Genomic DNA, 14,265 nt, shown 5'->3' with positions numbered 1-14,265 from the left:
TCAGCCTTTCACTCCGGTCAGTGCGATGCCCTCGACGAATGCCTTCTGGGCGAAGAAGAAGATGATGACGACGGGCAGCATGATGACGACGGTCAGCGCCATCGTCATCGACCAGTCGGTGCCGTGGACCCCGCGGAACGTCGCGAGGCCGTAGGCGACAGGCCACGCGCTCGGGTTCTCCGACGCGTAGAGCAGCGGGCCGTAGTAGTCGTTCCACGAGTTGAAGAACAGGAAGATGGCGGCCGACGCGATGCCCGGCCGCGCCATCGGGATGATGACGCTCCAGAGCACCCGCCACTCGCCGGCACCGTCCATCCTGGCCGCGTCCCCGTACTCGCGCGGGATGGTCAGGAAGAACTGCCGCAGCAGGAAGATGCTGAACGCGTCGCCGAGCAGGTTCGGCAGGATCAGCGGCCAGAGCGTGCCCGTCAGGTGGAGGCTCGACCACAGCACGTACACCGGGACCGCCGTCACCTGCGGAGGCAGCAGCATGGCGATGATCAGGAGCGTGAAGATCAGGTTCGCTCCCCGGAAGCGGATCTGCGCCAGGGCGTAGGCCGCCGGCACGCTCGACAGCAGCATGAAGAGCGTTGCGAGCACCGCGTACATCGCCGAATTGCCGAACCACTGGGCGAGCGGCACCGTCGTGAAGACGCGGGCGTAGTTCGACCACTCCCAGTGCGTCGGGACGATCGACGCCGTGAGCGCCTGGTCGCTCGACATCAGCGAGGTCAGGACCACGAAGACGATCGGCGCGAGGCAGAGCACGCCGACCGCGACGAGGCCGGCGTGCTGCGCGATCCAGCGCAGGGTCCTGGGGCCTCGCCCGCCCTGGGCGCGGCGCGCGGACGAGCCGCTGAGCGGTCTCGCGAGGGTGGTCGTCATCAGGCCTCCTCGGGTCGGAAGACGGAGATCCGCCGGATGGTGAGAGCGAGCAGGATCGCGGTGATCACGAACAGCACGACGGCCATCGCCGAGGCGTACCCGAACTGGAAGTTCGCGAACCCGTGCTGGTAGAGCAGCTCCGTGTAGGTGAGGAGGGACGTCCCCGGGTAGCCGAGGTTCGCGCTCGTCCCGCCGCCGACCGTCGCCTGCCCGGAGGCGACCCCGGACGCGACGGCGGCCTCGGTGAAGTACTGCAGCGCCGCGATGATCCCGGTGACGACCGCGAAGCCGATCACCGGCGCGATGGTCGGCAGGGTGATGTGGCGGATCTGCTGGAGAGCGCCCGCCCCGTCGAGCGAGGTCGCCTCGTAGAGCTCCCGCGGCACGTCGAGGAGCGACGCCAGGAAGATGATCATGATGTCGCCCATCACCCAGACGCCGAGGATCACGAGAGAGGGCTTCGACCACGACGGGTCGTTGAACCACAGCGGTCCGTGGATGCCGAAGAAGCGAAGGATCTGGTTCACCGGCCCCGTGCCGGGGTTGAACAGGAACACGAACGCGACCACGCTCGCGACCGGCGGCACGAGGGCCGGCAGGTAGAAGAGCGTCCGCCAGAGGCCCGCGCCCGTTCTCGCCCGCACCAGCAGCCCCGCGACCAGGAGGGCGCACACGATGCGGACGGGCACCAGGATCACCACGAAGAACAGCGTGTTGATCGCGGCCGCGCCCACCTGCGGATCCTGCGTGAACAGGTACCGGTAGTTGAGCAGTCCCACCCACTGCGGCGCCGACAGCTGGTTGTAGCGGGTGAAGGAGAAGTAGAGCGACGCCAGGAGCGGGTAGACGAAGAACACGGCGAGGCCGAGGAGCGCGGGGGTCAGCATCACGAGGGCGACCCGGCGTCGTCCGTGCTCGGCGGACCGTCGGCGGGGCGACGGGGGCGCAGACTCCGGCACGGCGGTCGCGCCCGGAGCCGTGTCGGTGGTGGTCGTCACGGCGCTCATCACGGCCCCGTCAGCGCGTTCTCGTTGTCGATGTCCTCATCGAGCGCCTTCAGCTGCGCGTCGAGGTCGCCGCCGCCCGACTGGTACTTCGTCCACATCTTGGTGAAGGTGCCGATGTAGGCGGCACCGTCGGCGGTCGCCGGCGACGTGATCGTGGCCGGGTTCTTCGCCGCGTCGATGAACGTCTTGTAGTTCGCATCGACCTCGAGGTCGGGTGAGTCGAGAGCAGACGTGATGGTGGGGACGTTCTTCAGTCCGTTGCCGATGGTGACCTGGGCGGACGTGTCGAGGGAGAGGTACTTCAGCAGCGCCCAGGCGAGCTCCGGGTTCTTCGACCCCTTCGCGATGCCGGCGACGTTCCCCGCGATGTAGCTGGCCCCGTAGGTCCCGAGCCCCTCCATCACCGGAGTCGGTGCGGTCTCGTACTGGAGGCCGGGCTTCTGCGACCTGATGAACGCGGTGCGGTACTCCCCGTCGATGGCCATCGAGATCTGGCCGGTCTGGAACGGGTTGTCGGCGGAGAACTCCTGGCCGAGGCCCGCGGTGAACGCCTGCAGCTTTGCGTAGCCGATCTTGTCGACGTAGGCCTTCTGCCACGCGATGAGCTTCTTCCAGCCGTCGCTGGTGCCGATCGTGGACTTTCCGGAGCTCGTCAGCCACGAGCCGTCGATCATGGGGGCGAAGTGCTCGGGGCTGTTCTCCTCGAAGCTCATCAGCGGATTGAAGCCGAGGTGCTTGATCGAGCCGTCGGCGTTGTAGGTGGTGAGCTTCAGACCGTCGGCCTCCAGCTCGTCGAGGGTCTTCGGCGGGGAGGTGATCCCGGCGGCCTTCAGCTGCTCGGTGTTCATCATCAGCGCGCTGGAGTCGGCGAGCGCCGGCAGCGTGCACTGGTTGCCCTTGTAGGACGTGTAGCCCCGCACCACCTTCGGGATGTCGGAGAGGTCGACGCCGTCGCGCTTGATGTACGGGCCGAGGTCGCGGAAGGCGCCCGACGAGCAGAAGCTGCCGACGATGGCGGTCGAGTACGAGAGCCCGACGTCGATGTCCTGGCCGGAGGAGATGGCCTGCTGCATCTTCGTGTCGTCCTGACCGCCGTGGATGTCGACGGTGACATCCGGGTACTTCTTCTCGAAGCCCTGGACGGCGGTCTTGATGACGCCCGCCTCCCGGCCGGTGAAGAAGTGCCAGAGCGAGACGGTGCCGGAGAGGTGCTTCGGCGCGCTGGCGTCCACCCCGCCGCCGGACGACCCGGAGCAGGAGGTCAGGGCGACGGCGCCGACGATCGCGACGGAGGCGGCCGCGAGCAGGCGGCGCTTCGTGAGAGGTGTTCGTGTCATGGTGGAGCCTCACTTCCTAGGGGTGTGGTGCCTGTCGGGGTGGAGACGATCTCGTGCTGCGGGCGCGCCGAGGAGCCCCTCGTGGGGGCTCGGTCGACACGGTGGATCAGCCGGTGGTGCGGGACAGCTCGGGCGGGTCGTCGCCGGGCGACGGCAGATGAGCCACCGCCTCGACGAGGGCCTGGCGCACGGCGTCGATGAGGACGTGCCGCGCACCGTGGAGGACGGGCGTCTCGGTGATCGAGGGGCCGGAGACCGGGGTGGACCAGCGACTGTGCTGCTCCAGCCACGACTCGACCCGGGTCGCGAGATCGTCGCCGAACGCGATGCCGATCGGCCCGTGCAGGATGATCCGCTCCGGGTCGACGACGGCGAGCGCCGGCAGGACGACGAGACCGACGCGGGGCGCCAGCTCGTCGAGGATGAGGAGTCTCTGGGGATGGCCCGCGATCGCGTCGAGCAGCTCGTCGAGGCCGTCGCCCGTGATTCCCTGTCGTGCGGCGAGCAGCTCGATCGTGCGGCTGGTGACGAGGTCGTCGACGAGCCGCGCGTCGGGATCGTAGGCGGCAGCGTCGACGGGCGCGCCGATGTAGCCGATCTCGCCCGCGCCGCCCGCGGCACCCCGGTGCACCGTCCCGCCGAGGTCGAGCGCCAGGCCGAGCCCGTTGCCCATCCAGAGCAGCGCGAACGTGCTGGCGTCGTGGCCGGCGCCTTCGCGGCGCTCGGCGATGGCGACGAGGTTGGCGTCGTTCTCGACGTGCACGTCGGCGCCGAGGGCCTCCGACAGCGTCGCGGTGACCCGGTGCCGCGGCCAGCCGGGCAGCTCGTCGGTGAAGACGAGGTCGTCGGTCCGGGGCTCGACCGAGCCCTGGATGCCGACGCAGACGACCGTGACCGACTCGGGATCGCAGGATGCAGCGGCGCACGCCGCGTCGATCGCCCGGGCGAGGTCGGTGGCCGCGTCGGGCTCCCCCGCGGCGTCGCCCGCGGCCTGGAAGACGACGGGGTGCGTCGCGCCGGTCGCGTCGACCACGGTCGACGAGATGCCGAGCGGCTGCACGTCGATCGCGACGCCGATCGCGCGGTCGGTGACCGCGGAGTACAGCACGGCCGCGGGCCCGCGGCTCGACGACGACTCGCCGGTCGCCGCGATGAGCCCGGCCTCTTCGAGGCGGCGGATCATCTCGGCGGCGGTCGGCTTGGACAGGCCCGACAGCCGCGCGAGGTCGTTGCGGGTCGTGGGCCCGTTCTCGAGCAGCAGGCCGAGCGCGGTGCGGTCGTTCAGCACGCGCAGGAGCGCGGGCGTTCCGGGTCGCGTGGGGCTGGGCATGTGACGACTGTAATAGACAACCTTCTTCACTGAAAGGTTTGTTTACAGATTCGAAACACGAGGTGGCGATCGCGTCTGACGGCCGCCCGTGATTGGCTGGGCGGCGACACGGAGGTGGACATGAGGGTTCTGGTGCTGGGAGCGACCGGCGGGACGGGGCGGCACGTCCTCGAAGAGGCGATCGCCGCGGGGCACGAGGTGACGGCGCTGGTCCGCGATCCTGTCGCGCTCGGGACGATCCAGGGCATCCGGACGCTCGCCGGCGATGCGACCAACGAGGTCGACATGCGCGCCGCGCTCACCGGTCAGGAGGCCGTCCTCAACGCCATCGGATCGCGCAGGATCACCCACCCCGTCGAGGAGGACTCCACCGCGGTCCTCCTGCCCGAGGCCGAGCGGGTCGGGATCCGGCGGCTCGTCGTCTGCTCCGCGTTCGGCGTCGGCGAGACCCGGGAGGGCGCCAACGCCTTCCAGCGGGCGTTCTTCTCGTCGTTCCTCGGCAGGGTGTACGCCGCGAAGGAGGTGGCTGACGCAGCCGTCCGCGCCTCCGGCCTCGACTGGACGCTGGTCTACCCGACGAGACTGACGGACGGTCCGGCGACAGACCGCATCCTGACGGTCGAGAGCTTCTCCGGCGTCGGCCGCATCTCGCGGGCCGATGTCGCCCGGTTCATGGTGCAGCAGCTCGAGAGCGACCGGTGGTCGCGGCAGACCGTCATCGTGAGCGGGCGCTGAAGCTGAGGCTGAGGCTGCCGCTGCCGCTGTCCCTGCCGTTCCACAGCCCCTCTCACCGCGACGCGCGAACGGGGGCTGCGCCCCGGGCGGCCGGTCGACAGACAATGGACACGTGACCACCCTCTACGTCTGCGACCTCGACGGCACCCTGCTGGGCACCGACGCGCAGCCGAGCCGGTTCACGATCGACACCGTCAACTCGCTGGTCGACGACGGCGTGCCGATCAGCATCGCGACCGCGCGCTCGCTGGTGTCGCTCCGGCGCGTGACGGGCGGGCTCGACCTCCGCGGCCCGGCCGTCGTGTACGGGGGCGCGTTCGTGGTCGATCTGGCCTCCGGCGAGACCCTGGTCGAGAGGGTCCTCGATCCTGCGCTGGTCGACCGGGTGCTGGGCGTCTGCGCGCGTCTCGGCATCTCGCCGCTGGTGTATTCCGTCGACGCCGTCTCCCTCGACGCGGTATCTGTCGATCCCGGCTCGGTCGACGGGGTCTCTGTCGACAGATCACGGGTCGCCCTGGGCGGCGCCTCGACGCACGCCGACACCGTGGGCTGGGTCGCAGGATCGGAGAGCCCCGGCATCGCCTGGTACCTCGCCGACCGCGGTGACGACCCCCGGTTCCGTCCGGTCTCGAGCGCGGCCGCCCTCCGCCGCGACGGCACCTTCTCGATCGTGGCGATCGCGCCCGAGGCCGAGCTGCGTCCGGCGGTCGACACCCTGGTCCGCCTCTTCGGGGACGCCGTGTCGGTGACCCTGCAGGAGGAGACCTACCTGCCCGGCGTCTTCTGGCTCGAGCTGGCCGCCCGGGGGGCGACGAAGGGCACCGGGATCGCCGAGCTCAAGCGGCTGACCGGTGCCGACCGGGTCGTCTGCTTCGGCGACAACCGCAACGACCTGAGCATGTTCGAGGCCGCTGACGAGGCGTACGCCGTCGACAACGCGTCCGACGAGGTGAAGGCCCTCGCGACCGCTGTCATCGGCTCGAACGCCGACGACGGGGTCGCGCGCTGGCTCGCGGTCAATGCCCGGGTGGCGTCGGCCCGCTAGCTGCCGCCAGCGTCGGCAGCGTCTGCCCGGGAAGCGTCGGCGCCCCCAGCGTCAGCGCCCGAGGACGGCCAGCGCGTCGATCTCGACCAGCATCGCCTCGTTCGGCAGCTCCACGAAGACGGTGGTGCGCGTCGGGAAGACTCCCGACGGGACGTGCTCGGTCAGGTAGTCGGCGTACGCGGCGTTCATCTCGGCGAAGTCGCTCCGCTTCGTGAGGAACACGCGGAGCGACAGGACGTCCTCGAAGGTGCCGCCCGCCGCCTCGACCACGGCGCGCACGTTGTCGAGGGTGCGGATCGTCTGCGAGGTCAGGTCTCCGTCGAACAGGTAGGCGCCCGTCAGGGGATCCTGCGGACCCTGCCCCGACACCGAGAGCACGCCGCCCTTCCGCACGCCCTGCGAGAATGTCGTCATGGGCGTCGGGGCTCCGTCGGTGACGACGGGGGTCTTGCTGTCGGTCATGCGGGGAGTCCATCCTTCTCGTACGGGGCCGGTCGGCGACCGCGGCGCAGGATCGACCGTACTGCAAGGATCAGGGGCAGGAGAGAGACCATGGGCGAGACCTCCGTGATGTCGAACAAGGTGTCGTTCACCGGGCGGGGGTGGCCGATCCCGCTCGCGGAGCTGCCCACGCCGGTGCTCACGATCGACACCGGCGTGCTGACGCACAACATCGAGACGATGGCCGAGTGGTGCCGCGGCGCCGGGGTCGACCTCGCCCCGCACGGCAAGACGACCATGTCTCCCGAGATCTGGCGCCAGCAGCTCGACGCCGGGGCCTGGGGCATCACGGTCGCCACCGCCTACCAGGCCGAGGTCGCGCGGGAGGCCGGCGTGCAGAACGTCATCCTCGCCGGCACGAGCTTCTCGCCCGACGCGCTCGCGCGGCTCGCCACCCCCGGTGCCGAGGTGCTGATGTGGGTCGACTCCATCGCGGCCGTGAACCTCGTCGACGAGGCGCTCGGCAGGGCCGGCTCGGCCCGGAGCCTGCCGATCCTGGTCGAGCTCGGAGCCCCCGGCGGACGCACCGGCGTCCGGACGATCGAGGGGGCCCTGGCGATCGCGACGGCCGTGCAGGAGGCCGACAACCTCGTGCTCGCGGGCGTCGCGGGCTACGAGGGCGCGCTCAGCCACGCGACCGATCCTGCCGCCCTCCGCCGGATCGACGACTACCTGGCCGGCCTGATCGAGCTCCGCGACCGCCTCGACGGCGACGCCTTCGCCGAGTGGCTCGAGCGCGGCGGCGACGTCGTCCTGACCGCGGGCGGCAGCGTGTACTTCGACCGCGTCGTCGACGCGCTGGGGTACCGGCACGACCCCCGCGGCGAGCGCGGCGCCCGGACCCGCGTGGTGCTCCGCTCGGGGTCGTACGTCACCCACGACCACGACCTGTACCGGCGGCTCACGCCGTTCGCCCGCACCGACGCGACCGAGACGTTCCTGCCCGCGCTCGACCTCTGGGCGAGCGTCCTCTCGAGGCCCGACCCCACGCTGGCGCTGCTCAACGTCGGCCGACGCGACACCGCCGACGACGAGGGGCTGCCGCTTCCGATCGAGGCCTACCGGGGCGTGGGCGACCAGGCGCGCAGGATCCCGGGCGCCGTCGACGGGGCCCGGGTCACCGGCCTCAACGACCAGCACGCCTTCGTGTCGCTGCCCGCCGACTCCGCGCTCGCCGTCGGCGACCTCGTGCGGCTCGGCATCTCGCACCCGTGCACGACCATCGACAAGTGGAGCGAGATCGCCACGATCCCCGACGGCCGGGGCGGGTCGCGGGGTCTGCCCGCCGTGACCGGGAGCCTCGTGACGCGCTTCTAGCCGCGGTCGGGGCGCGTCCGGCACCCCCGAGCGTCGGCGGAACCCCGGTCCGCGGGGGTGCCGCCGACGGACGGGGGTGCGAGACGTGGCGACAGCAGCAGCAGGTCAGCCGGCGGGCAGGAAGCGACCGGCCCGCCCGTCGGAGGCGAGGCGCCCGTTCACGAAGACGGCCCGGAGCCCGGCGGGCGACAGACGGGGCGACGCGTAGGTGGCGCGGTCGCGGTAGGCGGCGGCGTCGACGAGCTGCAGGTCGGCGGCGGAGCCCGGCGCGATGCGGCCGCGACCCGCGATCCCGAAGCGGACCGCTGCGTCGTGCGTCGTCTTGCGGATCATGTCGCCGCGGGGCAGCACGCCGAGGGTCAGCGCTCGAGAGAACGTCCCGGAGAGCCGCGGGTGGACGCTGCCGGTCTCGCGCGGGAGCCCGTCGCTCCCGACGAGCGCGTGCGGCCAGGCGAGCGCCTGGCGCATGCCCGCCTCGTCGGTGTGGAACACGATCACGGTCAGCTGCGCGCCCGTCTCGACGACGAGGTCGGCCAGGGCCTCCCGGGGGTCGACGCCGAGCTGCGTCGCGATGGCCGCGATCGACGACCCCTCGAAGGCCTCGAGCGCAGGATCGGCGAACCCCGCCAGCACGATCCGCGACGGCCCGACGGCCCGCCACTGGTTCTCGAGCGCGGTGCCGCTCCACTCCCCGGTCAGGCTGGCCAGCACCGCCGCCCGCTCCCCCGGATCGCCGAGTCGCGCCACGAGCCCGGCCGCGCCGCCCTCCTGCGCCCAGGGCGGGAACAGCGACATGACGGTCGTCGAGCCCGCGTCGTACGGGTAGACGTCGGCCGTGACGTCGACGCCCGAGGCGCGGAGGGAGTCGAGGTGGTCGATGACGCGGGGCATGGATCCTGCGTTCCGGGGCCCGGTCACCTTGAGGTGGCTGACGTGCACGGCCGCGCCGGTCTCCCGGCCGAGATCGGCGAGCTCGTCGAGGCTGGCCAGCAGGTGGTCGGCCTCGTTGCGGATGTGCGCCACGAGCAGGCGGCCCCGCGCGGCGGCGGCCCGCGCGAGGGCGAGGAGCTCGGGAGGCTCGGCGGAGTCGCCGGGCGAGTACATGAGGCCGAGGGAGACGCCCGCGGCACCGGCATCGAGGGCGTCGGCCGCGAGTCCGGCGAGGCGGTCGGTCTCGGCGGGCGTCGCGGGGCGGCGGTCGGGGCCCATCACGGCGATGCGGAGGGGCGCGTGCGGGACGAGCGCGACGCTGTTGACCGCGCGGGCCTCGGCGGCGACCGTGGCGAGGTAGTCGCCGAAGGCCGCCCAGGATCGCGCGGGGAACGCTCCGAGGACCGGCCCGGCAGAGTCCACCAGCGCGGGCGACGACGGGGCGACGCCGAGCCCGCAGTTGCCGATCACGGTCGTCGTGACGCCCTGCCCGAGCTTCGGGTCGAGGCCGCCCTCCCGGAACAGCGCGGCGTCGTCGTGCGAGTGCACGTCGATGAAGCCGGGCAGGATCTCGAGGCCCGTCGCGTCGACCACCCGGAGGTCGCGCCCGGGCTCGGCGCGCACCGGCTCGGCGCGCACCGGCTCGGCGCGCACCGGGCCCCGGGGCACGACCTCCACCACGACCCCGCCGCGCACCACGACGTCCGCGCGGACGGGGTCGGCACCGCTCCCGTCGTGCACGAGGCCGCCGCGGACGACGAACGCGTCGTCGTCCCCCGCATCGCGGCTCGGGTCACGCGGCACGACCGGTGTCTCGGGCCGGAACGCGCGGCGCGAGCCCTCGCTCATTCGAACCGCTGGAACGCCGGCTTGTTGGCGTACGTGTACCGGTAGTACTCGGCGAGCGTCAGGCGACTCGCGGCCGCCTCGTCGACGATCACCGTGGCGTGCTGGTGCAGCTGCAGCGCCGACCCGGGGCACATCGCCGACAGCGGCCCCTCGACGGCAGCGGCGACGGCGTCCGCCTTGCCCGCGCCCTGGGCGACGAGCACGACGTGGCGGGCCTCCAGGATCGTGCCGAGGCCCTGCGTGAGGCAGTGCGTCGGCACGTCGTCCGGGTCGTCGAAGAAGCGGGCGTTCGCCTCGCGGGTCGACGGCGCGAGCGTCTTGATCCGGGTGCGCGACGAGAACGACGACGTCGGCTCGTTGAAGCCGATGTGGCCGTTGGCCCCGATGCCGAGGATCTGGATGTCGACGCCGCCCGCCTCGGCGATCGCCCGGTCGTAGTCGGCGGTCGCGGCCTCGATGTCGGCGGCCCGGCCGTCGGGCACGCGGACCCTCGCCGGGTCCATCCCGAGCGGCCCCACGACGTCGCGCGCGATCACGGAGGCGTACGACTCGGGGTGCTCGAGCGGGATGCCGACGTACTCGTCGAGGGCGAAGCCCGACGCCTCGGAGACGTCGAGGTCGCCCGAGGCGACGCGGGCCGCGAGCGACCGGTAGATGTCGAGCGGCGACGACCCGGTGGCCAGGCCGAGGACGGCCGCGGGCTTCGCGCGGACGACCGACGCGATGAGGTCGGCCGCGACCCGGCCGACGTCGGCGGGGGTGGGCAGGATGATGATCTCCACGAGTGCGAGTGCCTCCGTCGGCTCAGCTGGCGATGTTCTGGACGATCTCCGCGATGTACGCGGCGCGCTCCTCGTGCGTGGCCGGACGCCCCGGGACGCCCGGCCTCTTCTGCCACGGGAGCGGCCCCGACGAGCGACGGTACTCGACCCCCACGGCGTCGAGCCGCTCGAGGTGCTTCTCGAGGCGCGGCTCGAACTCGGCGAAGTCGCGCTCCCCCGACGTCCAGACGGCCTCGGCGAGCGCCGAGAGGCGCGGGAAGACGAGGTAGTCGATGGTCCGCGGGGAGTCCATGTACTCGGTCCAGATGTTGCCCTGGCCGCCGAGGATGTGCGCGCGCTCCTCCTCGTCGAGGCCCTCCGGGACCGGCTCGAAGGCGTAGACGTCCTCCACGGTCAGGGGGATCGACACGGGGATCGGCTCCTCCGGGTCGAGCGACTGCCGGTAGTCGAGGTAGACCTGGTCGTCGGGGCACGAGACGACGTCGTGACCGCGCCGGGCCGCCGTGATCGCCCCGGTCATGCCGCGCCACGAGGCGACGGTGGCCGAGGCCGAGATCTCGCCCTCCAGGATCTCGTCCCAGCCGTAGATCCTGCGCCCGCGGGCGGTGATGTGCTCGTCGAGCCGCTGGATGAACCAGGTCTGGAGCTCGGCCTCGTCGGTGAAGCCGCGCTCGCGCATGATCTCCTGCGTCCGGGGGTCGTCGTGCCAGGCGTCGCGCGGGCACTCGTCTCCGCCGACGCCGATGTAGGTGCTCGGGAAGAGGTCCATGACCTCGTCGAACACGTTCCGGTAGAACTCGACGGTCGACTCCTCCATGGCCAGGACGTCGTAGATGATGCCCCAGCGCGTCCCGACCTCGAGCGGGTGCGCCTCGCCGCCGATGCCGAGGAACGGATAGGCCGCGATCGCCGCCTGCGAGTGGCCGGGGACGTCGATCTCGGGGACGACGTCGATGTGACGGGCGGCCGCGTACGCCACGACCTCGCGGATGTCGTCCTGCGTGTAGAAGCCGCCGTGCGGGCGGCCGTCGCCGGGGGCGTCCGCGCCGGCGCCGAGCTGCGACTCCTTCCGCCACGAGGCGACCTCGGTCAGTCGCGGGTAGCGCGTGATCTCGATGCGCCAGCCCTGGTCTTCGGTGAGGTGCCAGTGCAGGACGTTCAGCTTGTGCATCGCCATCAGGTCGATAAAGCGCAGGACGTCGTGCTTCGGCAGGAAGTGCCGCGCCACGTCGAGCATCGCCCCGCGCCAGCCGAAGCGCGGTGCGTCGACGATTGTGACGGCCGGGATCTCCCACGCGGCGCCGGGGGCGGGCGCCTTCCGGTAGACGGCCGCCGGGAGCAGCTGCAGGAGCGTCTGGACCCCGTGGAACACGCCGGCCTCGTCGCCGCCCTGGAGCACCACCGTGTCGGCGTCGACCTCGAGCCGGTACTCCGAGGGCCGCAGGTCGGTGGCCAGGCCGAGGACCACGGCGTGTCCTGATGACCCTGCCTCGGCCTCGCGGAGCGGCAGCCCGGTCGCCGGACGGAGGGCCTGCTGGAGCCAGGCGACCGTCCCGGACAGCGTGTCGGGCGCGACGATGCGGGTGGAGGCGTCGAGGACGAAGACCCCGGTGCCGGTGACGAGCGAGTCGGGCGCGGGGAGGAGCGAGATCACGGTGGACTATCCCTTCACGGCGCCGGCGGACATGCCGGACACCAGATTGCGTTGGATGATCATGAAGAACACGACGACGGGGAGCGAGAACAGCACCGAGGCGGCCATCTGCCCGCCGAAGTCCGTGCCGGTGGTCTGGGTGGTGAACGACGCGAGCCAGACGGGCAGGGTGTAGCGCGACTGGTCCTGCATGAACGTGTAGGCGACCAGGTAGTCGTTCCACGCGGCGATGAACGCGAAGACGCTGGAGGCGATGATGCCCGGCATGACGAGCGGGAAGAGCACGCGGGTCAGCACCTGCCAGGTGGTGGCCCCGTCGATCCTGGCGGCCTCCTCGACCTCCATCGGGATGGCCAGGAAGAACCCGCGCATCACCCAGATCGTGAAGGGCAGCACGGCCCCGACGTAGGCGAGCATCAGGCCGCCGTAGGTGCCGATGAGCCCGATCCTGCTGAAGATCAGGAACTGCGGGATCAGGAGCGCGGTCGCCGGCAGCATCTGCACCACGAGGATGAACACCATGATCGTGCGGCGGCCTCGGAACGTGAAGCGCGACAGCGCGGCCGAGGCGAAGAGTCCGAGCAGGATCGACAGGATCACGGCCCCCGCGACGACGATCACCGAGTTCCGGAGGTAGAGGACGAAGTCGCCCTGCGTGAACGCGACCGCGAAGTTGTGGAGGGTGGGGTGGCCGGGGAAGAACTCGGGCACCGCGGTCATCGCCTCGGTGCGCGGCTTGAAGGCCGTGTTGACCATCCAGTAGACCGGGAAGATCCAGACGATCGAGAAGACGATCGCGATGGTGCTGGAGATCCAGCGGACCTTCCGGCGGCGGCGCGGGCGGGGAGCCGCCTTCGCGAGGCGGCCGGCAGGTGAGGAGGCGTCGACGAGGAGGGGCTCGGTCGCCTCGGTGCCGGTGCCCGCGGGTGCTGTCGTGGTCACAGGTCTTCTCCCGATCGGATGAGGTTGCGGATGTAGAAGACGGTCAGGATCAGCAGGATCAGGGTCGTCACGACCGAGATCGCTGCCCCCTGGCCCAGCTCGAAGCCGACGAACGCCGTCTTGTAGGTGAAGACGCCGAGGGTGGACGTGGCGTCGTCGGGGCCGCCCTGCGAGACGAGCCAGATCTGGTTGAAGACGTTGTAGTCCCAGATCACCGACAGGATCGTGACCAGCAGGAGGGTCGGCTTGAGGAACGTCAGGGTGATGATCCGGTACACCTTCCACTCGGAGGCGCCGTCGAGGCGCGCGGCCTCCTTGAGCTCGGTCGGGATCTGCGTCTCGGCGGCGTAGAGGGTCAGCGCGATGAACGGCACGGCCTGCCACACGATCAGCAGCCAGATCGACGTGTACGACAGGAACGCGTCGTTCGACCAGTCGACGTTCGTCATGTCGCCGAAGACGTGCACCTGCGTGAGCAGCCAGTTGACGACGCCGTAGCCCGGCTGGAACAGCCACTTCCAGACCAGCGACGAGGCGACGTTCGGCATGCCCCAGGCGAAGATCAGCACGATCGTGACTACATAGCGCAGGATCACGCCGAGCCGGGTCAGGAGGTGCGAGACCCCGGTGCCGATCGCGATGCTGCCGACGACCATCGCCGCCGTGAACAGGACCGTGCGGACCAGGGACCACCAGAAGGCCGGGTCGGCCAGGAGCCCGAGGTAGTTGGAGACGCCGACCGAGCTGAAGGCGCCGGTGTAGAGGGTCCGCTGGTCGGTGTCGGTGAACGACGTGAAGACGAGGTAGACGATGGGCGCCACCAGCACGGCGAGGATCACGACGCCGGCGGGGCTCAGCAGCCACACCGGCGCGAGGGAGCGCTTCTTCTTCATCCGGAAGCCGGGAGCGAGGGTCGTGACGGCCACGAGGGAGCCCTTCTGTCGGTCGGGA

The 14,265-nt window shown here is 71.3% G+C and carries 13 protein-coding genes; 3 read left to right on the top strand and 10 right to left on the bottom strand.

Going from position 1 to position 14,265, the window contains the following annotated elements:
* The 4 genes from ABD733_RS10595 to ABD733_RS10580 all read right to left on the bottom strand — a co-directional run bounded on the left by ABD733_RS10595 (position 1) and on the right by ABD733_RS10580 (position 4,559).
* Entirely contained in the window at positions 1-885 is an 885-nt protein-coding gene (locus ABD733_RS10595) for a carbohydrate ABC transporter permease (RefSeq protein WP_344795784.1), read from the bottom strand.
* The gene (locus ABD733_RS10590) at positions 885-1,883 is read right to left on the bottom strand and encodes a carbohydrate ABC transporter permease (protein WP_344795782.1); all 999 of its coding nucleotides are present in this window, start codon (positions 1,881-1,883) and stop codon (positions 885-887) included. Before ABD733_RS10590 ends, ABD733_RS10595 begins: the two co-directional genes overlap by 1 nt.
* An 8-nt stretch (positions 1,884-1,891) precedes the next feature.
* On the bottom strand, positions 1,892-3,229 hold the full coding sequence (locus ABD733_RS10585) for an extracellular solute-binding protein (protein WP_344795780.1): 1,338 nt from the start codon (positions 3,227-3,229) through the stop codon (positions 1,892-1,894).
* A 106-nt stretch (positions 3,230-3,335) separates the two neighbouring features.
* Positions 3,336-4,559 (bottom strand): ROK family transcriptional regulator, encoded by a 1,224-nt coding sequence (locus tag ABD733_RS10580; RefSeq protein WP_344795778.1) that lies wholly within the window; start codon positions 4,557-4,559, stop codon positions 3,336-3,338.
* Between the two features lie 120 nt (positions 4,560-4,679).
* Between ABD733_RS10580 and ABD733_RS10575 the strand changes: the two genes are divergently transcribed.
* Positions 4,680-5,294 (top strand): NAD(P)-dependent oxidoreductase, encoded by a 615-nt coding sequence (locus ABD733_RS10575; RefSeq protein ID WP_344795776.1) that lies wholly within the window; start codon positions 4,680-4,682, stop codon positions 5,292-5,294.
* A 112-nt stretch (positions 5,295-5,406) separates the two neighbouring features.
* Positions 5,407-6,339: an HAD hydrolase family protein gene (locus ABD733_RS10570; protein WP_344795774.1), complete on the top strand. Its 933-nt coding sequence runs from the start codon at positions 5,407-5,409 to the stop codon at positions 6,337-6,339.
* 51 nt (positions 6,340-6,390) lie between these two features.
* On the opposite strand, the gene ABD733_RS10565 is transcribed toward ABD733_RS10570, so the two are convergent.
* Positions 6,391-6,801, bottom strand: a complete 411-nt coding sequence (locus tag ABD733_RS10565) for a RidA family protein (RefSeq protein ID WP_344795772.1) — start codon at positions 6,799-6,801, stop codon at positions 6,391-6,393.
* 90 nt (positions 6,802-6,891) lie between these two features.
* On the opposite strand from ABD733_RS10565, the gene ABD733_RS10560 reads away from it, so the two are divergent.
* Positions 6,892-8,157: an alanine racemase gene (locus ABD733_RS10560; RefSeq protein ID WP_344795770.1), complete on the top strand. Its 1,266-nt coding sequence runs from the start codon at positions 6,892-6,894 to the stop codon at positions 8,155-8,157.
* A gap of 105 nt (positions 8,158-8,262) precedes the next feature.
* Here ABD733_RS10560 and ABD733_RS10555 read toward each other — a convergent pair whose 3' ends face one another.
* The 5 genes from ABD733_RS10555 to ABD733_RS10535 are packed head-to-tail and all read right to left on the bottom strand — an operon-like array spanning position 8,263 to position 14,240.
* Complete coding sequence (locus ABD733_RS10555) at positions 8,263-9,936, bottom strand: N-acyl-D-amino-acid deacylase family protein (protein ID WP_344795769.1); 1,674 nt, start codon at positions 9,934-9,936, stop codon at positions 8,263-8,265.
* On the bottom strand, positions 9,933-10,718 hold the full coding sequence (gene nagB, locus ABD733_RS10550; protein WP_425552882.1) for a glucosamine-6-phosphate deaminase: 786 nt from the start codon (positions 10,716-10,718) through the stop codon (positions 9,933-9,935). The genes ABD733_RS10555 and nagB overlap by 4 nt, the downstream gene beginning before the upstream one ends.
* Positions 10,719-10,740: 22 nt before the next feature.
* Complete coding sequence (locus tag ABD733_RS10545) at positions 10,741-12,372, bottom strand: beta-N-acetylhexosaminidase (protein WP_344795767.1); 1,632 nt, start codon at positions 12,370-12,372, stop codon at positions 10,741-10,743.
* A gap of 6 nt (positions 12,373-12,378) precedes the next feature.
* A complete protein-coding gene (locus tag ABD733_RS10540) occupies positions 12,379-13,314 on the bottom strand; it encodes a carbohydrate ABC transporter permease (RefSeq protein WP_344795765.1) in 936 nt (311 codons plus the stop codon).
* Positions 13,311-14,240 (bottom strand): carbohydrate ABC transporter permease, encoded by a 930-nt coding sequence (locus ABD733_RS10535; protein ID WP_344795763.1) that lies wholly within the window; start codon positions 14,238-14,240, stop codon positions 13,311-13,313. The genes ABD733_RS10540 and ABD733_RS10535 overlap by 4 nt, the downstream gene beginning before the upstream one ends.
* Between the last annotated feature and the right edge of the window lie 25 nt (positions 14,241-14,265).

The sequence above is a fragment of the Frondihabitans peucedani genome (genome assembly GCF_039537585.1).
In the GTDB taxonomy this organism is placed as follows: domain Bacteria; phylum Actinomycetota; class Actinomycetes; order Actinomycetales; family Microbacteriaceae; genus Frondihabitans; species Frondihabitans peucedani.
The sequence above is the reverse complement of the archived record's forward strand: the minus strand, read 5'-3'. Positions and strand labels throughout refer to the sequence as shown.

Bases quoted from the DNA above. Each gene is read 5' to 3' on its own strand.
- ABD733_RS10575 (WP_344795776.1), top strand. From the start codon at position 4,680: ATGAGGGTTCTGGTGCTGGGAGCGACCGGCGGGACGGGGCGGCACGTC.
- ABD733_RS10565 (WP_344795772.1), bottom strand. From the start codon at position 6,801: ATGACCGACAGCAAGACCCCCGTCGTCACCGACGGAGCCCCGACGCCC.
- ABD733_RS10555 (WP_344795769.1), bottom strand. From the start codon at position 9,936: ATGAGCGAGGGCTCGCGCCGCGCGTTCCGGCCCGAGACACCGGTCGTG.
- ABD733_RS10585 (WP_344795780.1), bottom strand. From the start codon at position 3,229: ATGACACGAACACCTCTCACGAAGCGCCGCCTGCTCGCGGCCGCCTCC.
- ABD733_RS10560 (WP_344795770.1), top strand. From the start codon at position 6,892: ATGGGCGAGACCTCCGTGATGTCGAACAAGGTGTCGTTCACCGGGCGG.
- ABD733_RS10580 (WP_344795778.1), bottom strand. From the start codon at position 4,559: ATGCCCAGCCCCACGCGACCCGGAACGCCCGCGCTCCTGCGCGTGCTG.
- ABD733_RS10595 (WP_344795784.1), bottom strand. From the start codon at position 885: ATGACGACCACCCTCGCGAGACCGCTCAGCGGCTCGTCCGCGCGCCGC.